General features: G+C 64.4%; 10 protein-coding genes. 3 read left to right on the top strand and 7 right to left on the bottom strand.

Translation table 11 applies throughout. The annotated features are described in order from the left end of the window. Positions 1-232 precede the first annotated feature (232 nt). The 3 genes from ACX5I4_RS05665 to ACX5I4_RS05675 form a co-directional block, all read right to left on the bottom strand. Positions 233-2032 (bottom strand): hypothetical protein, encoded by a 1800-nt coding sequence (locus tag ACX5I4_RS05665; RefSeq protein ID WP_461835809.1) that lies wholly within the window; start codon positions 2030-2032, stop codon positions 233-235. Positions 2033-2149: 117 nt separating this feature from the next. Then, positions 2150-3109, bottom strand: coding sequence for a hypothetical protein (locus ACX5I4_RS05670; protein WP_461835810.1), 960 nt, complete (start codon positions 3107-3109; stop codon positions 2150-2152). A 174-nt stretch (positions 3110-3283) separates the two neighbouring features. Next, positions 3284-4354, bottom strand: a complete 1071-nt coding sequence (locus tag ACX5I4_RS05675; protein WP_461835811.1) for a Gfo/Idh/MocA family protein — start codon at positions 4352-4354, stop codon at positions 3284-3286. A 147-nt stretch (positions 4355-4501) separates the two neighbouring features. Here ACX5I4_RS05675 and ACX5I4_RS05680 point away from each other — a divergent pair, with 147 nt between their 5' ends. The 3 genes from ACX5I4_RS05680 to ACX5I4_RS05690 are packed head-to-tail and all read left to right on the top strand — an operon-like array spanning position 4502 to position 7571. Continuing rightward, positions 4502-5602, top strand: coding sequence for an efflux RND transporter periplasmic adaptor subunit (locus ACX5I4_RS05680; protein WP_461835812.1), 1101 nt, complete (start codon positions 4502-4504; stop codon positions 5600-5602). Positions 5603-5604: 2 nt separating this feature from the next. Next, on the top strand, positions 5605-6393 hold the full coding sequence (locus tag ACX5I4_RS05685; RefSeq protein WP_461835813.1) for an ABC transporter ATP-binding protein: 789 nt from the start codon (positions 5605-5607) through the stop codon (positions 6391-6393). 8 nt (positions 6394-6401) lie between these two features. Then, complete coding sequence (locus ACX5I4_RS05690; protein ID WP_461835814.1) at positions 6402-7571, top strand: ABC transporter permease; 1170 nt, start codon at positions 6402-6404, stop codon at positions 7569-7571. 128 nt (positions 7572-7699) lie between these two features. Here the strand turns inward: ACX5I4_RS05690 and ACX5I4_RS05695 are convergent, their stop codons facing one another. The 4 genes from ACX5I4_RS05695 to mmsB form a co-directional block, all read right to left on the bottom strand. Then, complete coding sequence (locus ACX5I4_RS05695) at positions 7700-8401, bottom strand: ABC transporter ATP-binding protein (RefSeq protein ID WP_461835815.1); 702 nt, start codon at positions 8399-8401, stop codon at positions 7700-7702. 2 nt (positions 8402-8403) lie between these two features. Then, the gene (locus ACX5I4_RS05700; RefSeq protein WP_461835816.1) at positions 8404-9813 is read right to left on the bottom strand and encodes an ABC transporter permease; all 1410 of its coding nucleotides are present in this window, start codon (positions 9811-9813) and stop codon (positions 8404-8406) included. Positions 9814-10014: 201 nt separating this feature from the next. Then, positions 10015-11115: a substrate-binding domain-containing protein gene (locus ACX5I4_RS05705; protein WP_461835817.1), complete on the bottom strand. Its 1101-nt coding sequence runs from the start codon at positions 11113-11115 to the stop codon at positions 10015-10017. Between the two features lie 51 nt (positions 11116-11166). After that, positions 11167-12435, bottom strand: a complete 1269-nt coding sequence (gene mmsB, locus ACX5I4_RS05710) for a multiple monosaccharide ABC transporter permease (protein ID WP_461835818.1) — start codon at positions 12433-12435, stop codon at positions 11167-11169. Between the last annotated feature and the right edge of the window lie 28 nt (positions 12436-12463).

Below are 12463 nucleotides of genomic sequence, written 5' to 3' on the forward strand. Positions count from 1 at the left end.
CCCATCCCTAAGAACCTTCGCCAATAGCGCCACAGCCTGTGGCACTATTGGGATTTTTCTATCAATTCCGTGTTCGGGTGGCCCGCGCCCCGCCATACCAGGGCCTCGTCCGGACCAAGGGCTGAAGGTCCCTGCCGAGGCCACGCATCGGCTCCTCCGCAGGCCGGTTTGCCTGCGGAGGAGCCGGGAAACGGGTTGCGATCCAGTGCGGTGGAGCAGCCCTAACCGGTGATTATGCGGGAATGCTGGCCCGGATCTTCCGGCTGCCCACCATCACGATGAGTCCGACCAGTAGCAGGGCCGCTGCGAATAGCAACCACAGGCCATTGAAGCCAGTGCTCGCGAGAACAGCGGTTCCCGCTCCGACAACAGCTGTTGCAGTAGCGGCAGTGACGCCGGCTTGCGTTGCCGCTCCGGATACGACAACCGACGGTGTCTCAACCGAAGGAACGACGCCGGAAGGGGCACCAATTCCGGCAGGGGCGGCAGGCGGGTTCACGACCTGCGGGTTGACGACAGGCGGGGTGACGACGACTGAAGGAAGGCCCAGGCCCACTGAAACGGTGCCGACGGTGACTGGCAGGTTCAAAGGTGCGGTGAGTCCGGCAACCAGGAGGGATCCGAGGTCTCCGGTGCCTGTCGGGACGGTCCCGAGCAGACCCATTGGGTCGGTGAGTCCAGTTCCCAGGAGGGATCCGAGGTCTCCGGTGCCTGTCGGGACGGTCCCGAGCAGACCCATTGGGTCGGTGAGTCCAGTTCCCAGGAGGGATCCGAGGTCTCCGGTGCCTGTCGGGACCGTCCCGAGCAGACCCATTGGGTCGGTGAGTCCGGTTCCCAGGAGGGATCCGAGGTCTCCGGTGCCTGTCGGGACGGTCCCGAGCAGACCCATTGGGTCGGTGAGTCCGGTTCCCAGGAGGGATCCGAGGTCCCCGGTGCCTGTCGGGACGGTCCCGAGGAGGCTGACGGTGGTGTCGCCGACGGTGACGGGCGCGGTGATGCCGGTTCCGGTGGTGGTGCCTGCCGGGGTGGTTCCGAGGAGGCTGACGGTGGTGTCGCCGACGGTGATTGGCGCGGTGACGCCGGTTCCGGTGGTGGTGCCTGCCGGGGTGGTTCCGAGGAGGCTGACGGTGGTGTCGCCGACGGTGATTGGCGCGGTGATGCCGGTTCCGGTGGTGGTGCCCGCGGGGGTGGTTCCGAGGAGGCTGACGGTGGTGTCGCCGACGGTGATTGGCGCGGTGATGCCGGTTCCGGTGGTGGTGCCCGCGGGGGTGGTTCCGAGGAGGCTGACGGTGGTGTCGCCGACGGTGATTGGCGCGGTGATGCCGGTTCCGGTGGTGGTGCCTGTCGGGGTGGTTCCGAGGAGGCTGACGGTGGTGTCGCCGACGGTGATTGGCGCGGTGATGCCGGTTCCGGTGGTGGTGCCTGTCGGGGTTGTTCCGAGGAGGCTGACGGTGGTGTCGCCGACGGTGATTGGCGCGGTGATGCCGGTTCCGGTGGTGGTGCCTGTCGGGGTTGTTCCGAGGAGGCTGACGGTGGTGTCGCCGACGGTGACGGGCGCGGTGACGCCGGTTCCGGTGGTGGTGCCTGCCGGGGTGGTTCCGAGGAGGCTGACGCTGGTGTCGCCGACCGTGACGGGAACGGTCACCGGTGCCGCCACTCGGGCGCTAGAGGCTGTCCCGGCGGTGGAATTGCCAAGAACTGCCAGAGAGGTGGCTCCGATATTAACAGGGACCGATATCGGAGCCACCGCCTGGGTTCCGGACGGGACAGCTGGTCCGCCGGAATTAGTCGCCGAGGCCACAACCGAGGCGAGTGCAGGGGTGGTGGTCGCGGCGCTCGAAGTTCCAAGTATCGTGAGCGACGTCGACCCGACGTTCACCGGGATGGTGACCGGCGCAACGACTTGAGTGCCTGAGGCGGTGCCTTGTGCACTTGTGGTGGTGTCTGCCGCATTCGCGGCAGTTGCGCCGAGGGCTATCAACCCACCGGCAAAAAGGGTGCCAAGCAGCCCCTTGCGAACAATGCTGTGCATTTTGTTTTTCTCCTGAACGAGTGGTTCCTAGAGGCGTCCGCAGGAGCCTGCGTGAACGCCCGATTGGCCATCTGCCGCTGCCGAGAATTGGCTTCTGGAAAGCGGCGTGGCTCGGAACTAATCAGGAGAAGAACCCGGGTCAAATGACACCGGAGCCGGAACTCTACCGGCAGCAGCCGTGGACACAAGGGCCCCGGCAAATGGATAAAACAGGTTCATGCTCGGGAGCCAGGCGGTAGCCGCTCCCGAAGGATTGCTTGGAAGGGCCGCTGAGCCGTTTCCGCCGTCGCTGCTGCCTGGAGTGCCGTCCGGGAATTTCCCGTCAGACGGAGACCCGGGCACTGCAGGATTCGCGTAGCCGACGTATTGGAGGGTCGCGTTCCAAGGTGCCTTACGCAGGCCCGGCGGGCCATTGGTTCCAGCGAGGCTGACCAACGGAACCGCGACGGCCTGCGCAAGCGGCGCGATCGTGGGGACCGAGGGCTGCTCTGAAGGAGTTCCACCTGTCCCGACGCCACCAGGGATCGTTATCGGCAGGCTGCCGATGGGAAGCGCGTCCACGGTGGAGCCGACGGCATCCAACGCGGGAGAAAGAGCATCGCCAACTAAGGCGCCGACGCCTGACCCAACCCCACCGACCGCACTGGCCGCCGGAGACAAAACAGGTGCAGTCACGGCGCCAACGGTGCCTTCATGGATGATGTCGTTGACGATGGGCGTACTGGCCGCACTCCGGTCGATAGCTTGAGTCAGTCGCGGTAGTTCGTGGACAACGGTGGCTGGTACCTGAGCGACTGGTAGATGGATCACCGGGGCCGGAGCGGAAGCCACTGTCGGAGCAGGTACGGATGCGACGCTCGCCGGAGCGACGCTGCCGATGATTCCCGCGGTCGCGTTGTGCACAACGTTTGTCACGGCGGATTCTGCGCCGCCCAGAAGCGTGTGGTTGTTAGCGCTGCCGGAATCAGCGTTGGCAGCTGTCGAAGAGAGGGCCAGCCAAACAACAGCCCCGGCGCCGGCCAGCATGACGGAGCGGAGAACATGAAGAAGGCGCGGCGTACCTCGCACAGCTTCCATCTCGACACCCCCCAGCGTCCTTGACGATCGCTCCCATCGTAGGACTGGACTAGTTAATTAGTCCAGAGGTTGCACGGATAATGACCACAACTGTCACGCAGGGAAGGGGAACATGACAATAACCAACCGACGGTATGGAAACTGTTCCCATGGAGGACGACATCGTCATTCGAGTCACCGGGCGTCGTTCGCGTACCGGACTCCGAGCTGGGAGCGCACCCCGTCGAAGAGACGCATCGTGTTCAGTGAATCCTCCAGGGGCATCACAGGACTCTCGGTCAACCCTTGCTGGACACAGCGTGTGACCTCACGGAGCTCGTAGGTGTAGCCGATCCCGACCGCGTCAAAGCGCTCGGTCCGCGGCTCGTCCCAGCCAGTTCGAATCAGTAGCTCGCGCGGATTGTTGATGGAACCTTGCGTCTGGAGGAAGCCCTTGGAGCCTGCGACTGACGCCGAGCGCGGCCCGTGGGCCAGCAACGAAGAGGTCAGCTGGGCGATGGCACCGCCGTCGTAAGCCAGTGTGAGCGCATTCTGGGAGTCGACGCCGTCGTCCGTCAAAGTGCCCACTGCGCTGACCGACTGCGGGAAACCGAGGGTGCCCAAAGGCCAGAGCAGCGCGTACACGGTGAGGTCCAAAAGTGCCCCGCCGCCGTCTGCAGGGGCCCAGATCCGGGCCGAGGGGTCATAGGGGGCGGGGAATCCCAAGTCGGCGCTGACCCACTTGATGTCGCCCAGTTCGCCGGACGCGGCGATGGCGAATGCCCTCTGGATGCTGGGCAGGAAGCGGCTCCATACGGCCTCCATGAGGAACAGTTTCCGGTCACGAGCGAGGCTGACCAGCTCCGCCGCCTCACGGCCGTTAATGGTCAGGGCTTTCTCGCACAGGACGTGCTTGCCCGCGTTGAGGGCATCCCTGACGATGTCGAAATGTTGGGCGTGCGGAGTGGCCACGTAGACCACGTCGACGGCGTCATCGGCGAGTAGCCGCTGGTAGCCGGGCACACCGCCGTCGTCCCCATAGGACTTCGTGATCCCGTGCGCGGCGGCAAAGGCATCCGCGGATTCCTGGCGCCGGGAACTCACCGCGTAAAGGTTTGCGTCCTCAAGCTGGGCGAGGTCGCCGCTCACGGTTTTGGCGATCCCCCCTGTGGCGACAATGCCCCAGTTCAGGGCCTTGCCGGTGGCTGCGCGAGGATCCTGGTTCGGCTGGCTGAACAACCACGGCTTGGCGATATGCAGACTCATGCGCCCTATCCTCTCATTCCGCCGCATGCGTTATACAGCACACGCTCAAGTCACGAGCGGTCCCGATTTCGTCGGAGCCATCGCCTAGGCTGATGGTCATCATCCCTCGCAGAGAGGTTCTGTGGGGAGTTACCGAATGGAGCAGGGATGGGTGTTTTTCGACGCGTCATTTTGCCTGTGGCATGGCTGCTGGTTTTTGCAGTGATCGCCGTGGCCTTGGTGAAGATCGCCTTTGTGGATGGGCTAAAGCCGCAGGGTACCGAACCGGCCCCGATGGCCAGGGTGGAGACGCCGATCGTGCCGGCGGCGCGCGCAACGGTCACCAATACTGTGCAGATCAAAGCCACCGTTCAGAGCGACCCCGCTGTCGGTGTCCGGAGCACGGCGGCGGGAATGGTTGTCCATATCTATGTGGAGCCGGGCGTGATCGTGGCCAAGGGGGACCGGCTCTTCCAAGTCAAATCCGAGCGGACCAAGCCTGCCAGCGGCGCCACGACGCCCGGGGAGAAGACCGCGTCAGAGCCCGTGTACGTGTACAGCGACGTGCTTGCCCCCGCCGACGGAAAACTCAATGACCTGACGGCCCTCCTTGACCAGCAGTTAAGCGTGGGCCAGGCTGTGGGCAAGGTCGATCCCGGGACCTTCACGGTTTCCGGCCCGGTCAACGCCGCCCAACAGTATCGGCTTCTTGCCAAGCCGGGCTCAGCACAGATCTCCCTGGTGGGCGGACCGGCGCCGTTCGCATGCCCTGCGGTGACGCTGAAGAACAACGCCAACGACGCCGGAGCCGCTGCCGGCGGGAGTGGAGCCGGCGGCGTTGGGATGGCGGCGCCAGCTGGCGCGCTGCCGTTGGCCGCGGCTGGGCCGGGTGTGGCAGCGCAAAGTGACGGCGTGAGCACCGGGACGCTTAGTTGTCCTGTGCCGGCCGGAACGGAAGTCTTCGCCGGCTTGGGAGCAACCATGACGGTGAGCGCGGGCGAAGCCAAGGACGTGGTAACCGTTCCACTGACCTCGGTGAAGGGCAGTGTCAAAGAAGGAATTGTCTGGATAGCCAGCGCGGCTGCCGGGGGTAAAGCACCAGAACAACGGCCGGTGAAGCTGGGCCTCAACGACGGCGACAAGGTGGAGGTGCTCTCTGGCCTCGCCGAAGGGGAACGGGTGCTTGAATTCGTCCCTGGCGCCCCGGCCGCGCCTTCCCAGCAAGGTTACGGGCCGGGCCCGGCGGCGTACCGCCCGGCGGGAGGCTAGGTATGGAAAGCCTCGTGAGCTTGCGCGGCGTCACGCGTACCGTGGTGCTGCCCGATGGTCAGGAGCTTCATATCCTCCGGGGGATCGACCTCGAGATTTCCTCAGGCGACCACACCGCGATCATCGGCCGCTCCGGCTGCGGGAAGTCAACCCTGCTGAACCTCCTGGGTCTGCTGGACGTACCCACGGCCGGTGAAATCCAGTTTCTTGGCACACCTGTGCTACAAATCGGAGGCAACGAACGTGCCCGGTTGCGAGGCTCCACGGTGGGGTTCGTGTTCCAGCAATTCAACCTGCTCCCCGGACGTAGTGCATTGGACAATGTCATCACGCCGCTCCTCTACGCCCGCGGCCGGGATTTCCTGCGGCGACGTGAGCTGGCCATGGACATGTTGGACCGTGTGGGACTTGCTGGCCGTGCCCGGATCATGCCGAACATGCTCTCGGGTGGTGAGCAGCAGAGGGTGGCCATCGCGCGGGCCCTCGTCCGGCGGCCCCGTTTGATCCTTGCCGACGAACCCACAGGCGCGCTCGATGTAGAGACCGGGCAATCGGTCATGGCACTTCTTGACCAAGTGGCCACGGAGTCCGCCGCCGCGCTCGTGACCATCACACACGACAGCAACGTGGCGGCACTGGCACGGTCCAGCTTTCGTCTGGACTCGGGCATTCTGCATCCCCTTGACGGCCAGGGGACCCCGGGGATCGCTTTGCCGGAACCGGCCGTCTCTGCGCTGGTTTCCTTCGGTCCGGCTCCGTTGGGGCCCACATCGTCGGAGGTCCGTCGATGATCGGTTTCATGTCAGCCATGGTGGAAGCCTGGCAGGAATTGCGGATCAACAAGGTTCGGATCTTGCTGGCTTTGCTGGGCGTAGCGTTGTCCGTCGCGGCACTCACATCCGTGGTGGGCGTCGGCAACCTCGCCCGCGAGGGATTCAAAGCCTCGTCCGAGCGCACCGGCGGACGCTCGGCCACGCTCGCACTCGGGGTCAACGGTCCAACCCAGCCGGATCCAGCGCGCCTGGATGCGGCCTATCAGTCCATCGTTGACCGTTACGGTATTGCCTTCTCCTCCCACGAGGGCCACGCCGAGCAGCCGTTCCAGTTCCCTCGCGGTGTCCAGTCCGTCCAATTGATGGTGGTGGACCCCGGATATGGCGTCATCCACCGCCTGGAGTTACAGCAAGGGTCCTGGTTTGCCAGCGACGACGAACAGCGGCTGGCGCCCGCCGTCGTCGTTTCTGAAGCGTTCTACAACGCGGCTGGCAGGCCCGATCTCGCCTCGCAACCCGGCGTCAAGACCGCAGGCGAGCAGGAATCGAAGACGGTGATCATCGGCGTCGTGCCGGACACCTGGCCGGACGCGCCCCCGGCGGCATACATCCTGTCCGGCGCCGCCAAGCAGATGGGAGTCAACCAGCTCGGTGGGCAGTTCAATGTATGGGTACAGGAAGGGCAAGCAGAAATGCTCGCGGCAGCCATCCAAGCCGACTTGGCGCAGCAGTTCCCCGAAATGAACATCATGGCGCAGCGGATGGACTTTGCCGCCCACGGAGATCCGTTGGCCCCGGTGCAGATGGTGGTGGGCGGTATTGCAGGCCTGGTCCTCTTGTTGGGCGCGGTGGGGATGTTGAACATCTCGATGGTCACGGTCCGCTACCGGGTGCGGGAAATCGGTATCAGAAGGAGTTTCGGAGCTACCTCGGGGCGGATCTTCCTGGGGGTGATGATGGAGTCCGTCGTGGCCACCGCAGTGGCCGGGCTGGCCGGTGTCATGGTGGCGGTGGCGGTGGTCAAGCATCCCTGGATCCAGTCAAAGGTTGCCCCAGCCCTTAGCCAGTACCCGCCGTTCCCCATCGAAGCGGCAATGCTCGGTTTCGGCGCAGCCGTACTGGTGGGCGCATTGGCCGGGGCCATCCCGGCCCTTGTGGCGGTGCGCGTCAAGGTTATTGACGCGATTCGCTTCTGAGGTCGCCTGGGGCCCGCAGCCCGGCGTCGCCGGGGCGCCCTCGGCCGCGCCGGGCAAGCCATACAGAAGGGCCGGGAACCATTCGATTCCCGGCCCTTCTGTCCCTCAATGACTTTTCAGCGATAGCATCAGGCCCCTGCGGCGACCCTCGGACGCGCAGTTTCCTCGCTCAGTTTGCCCTGCTGCAGCCTGAAGCGCCGCTCGGTCTTCTGTGCCAGGCTCCGGTCGTGCGTCACCACAAGAATGGTGGTGTTGTGGTCCCGGCTCAGCGAACTGAGCAATTCGATGATGTGCTCGCCGGTCTGCTCATCGAGATTTCCGGTGGGCTCGTCGGCCAGGATGAGCTTGGGCTCATTGGCCAGTGCCCGGGCGATGGCAACCCGCTGCTGCTCGCCGCCCGAGAGCTTGTTGACGCGACGGGACTGTTTCTCCGGATCCAGCTGCACCTGCTCCAGCAGGGACCGCGCCCGCTCCAGCCTGGCGGCCTTCCGCATTCCGGCGAATTCCATGGGCAGCATCACGTTGTCCACGGCGGAAAGGTTGGGGATCAAGTTGAATTGCTGGAAGACGAAGCCGATGTCCCGGCGACGGTATTCAGTGAGCTTGCCATCGGGCAGCCCGGCCAGGCTGACCCCATCCACCACCACGTCGCCGCTGGTGGGCTTGTCCAGGGCGCCCAGCAGGGAGAGCAAGGTGCTCTTGCCGCTGCCGCTCTTGCCCACGATGGAGGCGAGGGTGCCTTTTTCGAGTTCGAAGCTCACGCCGTTGACGGGCTTGATGGTGCGGTCGCCGGACTTGAATTGGCGGACCAGGTCTTTGACTTCAATCATGGCTATTCTCCTCGGAGGACTTCGATGGGGCGGATGCGGGCAGTGAGGAGCGCTGGTACCAGTGCGCCCACGACGGCGACGCCGAAGACCGCGGCCACTCCGGCGGCGATGACGGCGGGGGAGGCGCTTGCGGTGACGGAGGTGAGCAGCTGGGAGGCTCCGCCGAAGGGATTCCCACCGGGCCCGAAGCCTCCGCCGCCGGGCCCGCGCTGGCCGGTCGCCGCCGTCGTGCTGTTGGAACTGATGAGCGCCGAAGCGATGCCGCCGCTGGCGACGGAAGCAATGGCAGCCCCCACGACGCTGCCGAGCGCCACGAGGACCAGGGCTTCGAGCACGAACTGCAAGCCGATGGTCCGGTTGCGGGCGCCGATGGCTTTGAGGACTCCGATCTCACGACGGCGCTCGCGGACCAGCATGACCATGATGAGCAGGATGATCAGGCCCGCCGTGCCCAAGGCGGCGATGAAGGCCACCAACGAAATGTTCTTGACGCTGTCCAATGAACTGACGGCAGTCTGGAGGTTTCGCTGGCCCTGGGTCACGTCGGCCTTGCCGGATCCCAGGGCAGCCTGCAGCGCAGTCTTGGCAGCGTCCACGTTCTCCATGCTGTTGACTGTCACAACCATGCTGGAAAGTTCGCCAGGAGTTGCGGCGAGAGCCTGGGCCTCTGCCAGCGTTGTGTAGACGGCGTTGTTGCCGAACGTGGTGCCCGCATCGAAGATACCGGCCACCGTGAACGTCTTGCCGGCGATCGTAAACGTTGAGCCAACCTTGAGGCTGTTCTTCTCGGCGAGAGTCGTGCCGACGAGGGCCTTGGTGCCGGCCACGGTGTAGTCGCCCAGGCCCGTACCGCTCGTGATGCTCAAGGCCTTGCCGGCTGTGTCCACCTCGGCGCCGATGCCGGTGGCCGTGATGGGTAGCGAGAACGTCGGCGCGGTTCCTGTGGTGCCCGAGCCGGTGCTGCCGCTGGCGTTGTTGCGATTGCCGAGGGTGCCGGCATCGATGGCTGCTTGGAGGTTCGTGGAGACGCTGGTGCCGCCGCCAGGTCCGCCTCCCGGTCCGGCCTGCTGCGTCGTCGTGCCGGTGGTTGAGTTCGAAGCTGCCGTTTCGGTCTGCAACCGCAGTGCCTTGGTGCCCACCACGGAAACGACGTTCGGTACGGCTGCCGCCGTCGCGGTCTGGGCCGTAGTGAGCGGCTCGCCGCCGCCATCAAAGCCTTGCGCGCCGGCGGGGTTCACGGTCAGGACCGTGCCCACGGAGGCGTTGAGCTCCTGGACTTTGCCGCCAACGGCTTGGTTGGCCACGAGCATGGCCAGTGCCAGCCCGATTGCGACTGCCAGAACTGCCACCACAGCCGCGGTTCTTATCTTGTTGCGGAAGGCATTGCCTACACTCCGGGCGAGGACGCTCACGTTTCTCCTTTGGACCCGGCCCGCCCCAGCGGCGCGCCTGCTCACCTAAGAGTGCTCACCGCGGCTGTGCGGCTGTTCAGCCGAAGCTATGCGGGGCCTGTGAAGTGTTGCCCCGACGGCGGATCGCTCCGGACACGACGACGGCGGCCACCCCCTTCAGTGGGGATGGCCGCCGTCGTTGTGGTGCTTGAAACGCTAGTACTACTTGGTGAGCGGGCCGAGTACCGGATCGTCCACGTAAGCCGTCTTCACGTTGTCCTTGGTCACGATGACCGGAGGAAGCAGGTAAGCCGGCACGGTCTTGACGCCGTTGTTGTAGGACTTGGTGTCGTTGATTTCCAGCTGCTTGCCTGCCTGCAGATCCTTGGCCATGGTGATGGCGTGCTCAACGAGCTTGCGGGTGTCCTTGTTGATGGTGGAGTACTGCTCACCCGCAAGGATGGACTTGACCGACTCAACTTCCGAGTCCTGGCCGGTCACGATCGGCAGCGGCTTGCCTGCGGCCTTGACCGAGGTCAGGACGGCGCGGGCCAGGGTGTCGTTCGGGGACAGCACACCGTCCAGGGAGGCACTGGTGTACGTGCCTGCAAGCAGGGTATCCATGCGCTTCTGGGCGTTCTCTGCCTTCCAGCCCTGGGTCACGGCCTGTTCAAACGACTTCTGTCCGGAAACCACCTTGAGGGTCCCGTCGTCGATCTTCGGCTGCAGGATGCTCATGGCGCCGTCGAAGAAGACCTTCGCATTGGCGTCATCGGGGGAGCCTGCGAACAGCTCGATGTTGTACGGGCCGCTCGCCTTCTTGGTCTTCAGCCCGTCCAGCAGGGCCTGACCCTGGAGCACGCCGACCTTGAAGTTGTCATAGGCCACGTAGTAGTCCACGTTGGCGGTGTTCAGCAGGAGACGGTCGTAGGCGATGACCGTGGCGCCCGCGTCCTTGGCCTGCTTGAGCTGCGTGCCAAGCTGTGCGCCGTCGATTGCACCAACGATGATGACCTTGTCGCCCTTGGTGACCATGGCGCTGATCTGGTTCTGCTGCTCCGAAACGCCGCCGTTGGCGAACTGCACATCCGGCTTGAAGCCTGCGCTCGTGAGCCCGTCATTGAACAGCTTCTCCGCCAGGACCCAGTTTTCGCTCGTTTTCTGGGGGAGCGCGACGCCGATCGAGGAACCCTTGGGGAATGCCTCACCGCCGCTTGATGAACCACCGGAGGTGCCGCTGTCCGTACGGCCGCAGGCCGTCAGCGCCAGTGCCGCGATCGCAGCTACTGCTGCTGCCTTTCCTGCTTTACCAAACATTCGCATAACTTGGTTCGCTTTCTTTGTTGTGGATGGAACACGTTGTCCTGAAGCCGATCAGGCTTCCTTCGAGATGACTTCCTTGGTTGAGGTTGTCTCGTCCGGAGCGATTTCGCTGCTCCGGCCGAAGTTCTTCATCATCATTCCGATGATCGATTTCTTGCCCTGGGTCTTGTTGTAGACGTCGAAGGCGACTGCGGCGAGCAGCACGAGGCCCTTGATGATCTGGGTAAGGTCTGCACCGACGCCGAGGAGTTGGAGGCCGTTGTTGAGGACAGCCATGACCAGGCCACCGACGATGGAGCCGATCACGGTGCCCACGCCACCGGTAACTGCTGCACCACCGATGAAGACGGCGGCAATGGCGTCCAGTTCCCAGCCGACGCCGTCGAACGGACCTGAAGCGGTGGAGCGGCCAACGAAGATCATGCCGGCGAGTCCGGCCAGGATGGACATGTTCATCATGACCATGAAATTGACCTTCTTGGACTGAACCCCGGAGAGCTCGGCCGCGTGGCGGTTGCCACCGACCGCGTAGATGTGCCGCCCGATGACCGTCTTGGCGGAAATAAAGCCATAGATCAGGACCAGCACGGCCAGGATGAGGCCGGGGATGGGGAACGACGTGCCGGTGCGGCCGGTGGCGAACAGGTAGGTGGCGTAGAGGATGGCTGCGTTGACCAGCACGAGCTTGGTGACCATCACCCAGCCTTCAGGAACCTCGGCACCCAATGCCTGGGCAGTGCGGCGGGAACGGATTTCACTGGTGATCACGAAGGCAACAGCAATGAGTCCCAGGAGGACCGTCAGGTTGTTGAATCCCGTGCTGGGCCCTACTTCAGGCAGGTAGCCGGAGCCCAGGTACTGGAAGTCTTCGGGGACCGGAACGGTGTTGGACTTGCCGACGAACTGGTTGAAACCGCGGAACAACAACATGCCCGCCAGGGTCACGATGAATGCCGGAATGCCGACATAAGCCGTCCAGAATCCTTGCCAGGCGCCGATCAGGGCACCGAGCAGGAGTCCGAACAGCACGGCTGCATACCAGGGCAGGTGCCAGTCCCTGATGGCCAGTGCCACCGAGATGCCGACGAAGGCCGCAACCGAACCTACGGAAAGGTCGATGTGGCCGGCGATGATCACCAGGACCATACCGATGGCCAGGATCAGGATGTAGGAGTTGCCGTTGAAAAGGTTGATGACGTTGCCCGGGGTAAGCGTGCGGCCCGAGGTGAAGATCTGGAAGAAGATGACGAGTGCAACCAGGGCGAAGATCATGCCGAATTGGCGGGTGTTGCCACCGAATAGCTTCTTGAGCGCGTTCATTGTTTTGGGTCCTTGTGTCCGTGTGGTT

The sequence above is a fragment of the Arthrobacter sp. MMS24-S77 genome (genome assembly GCF_054888235.1).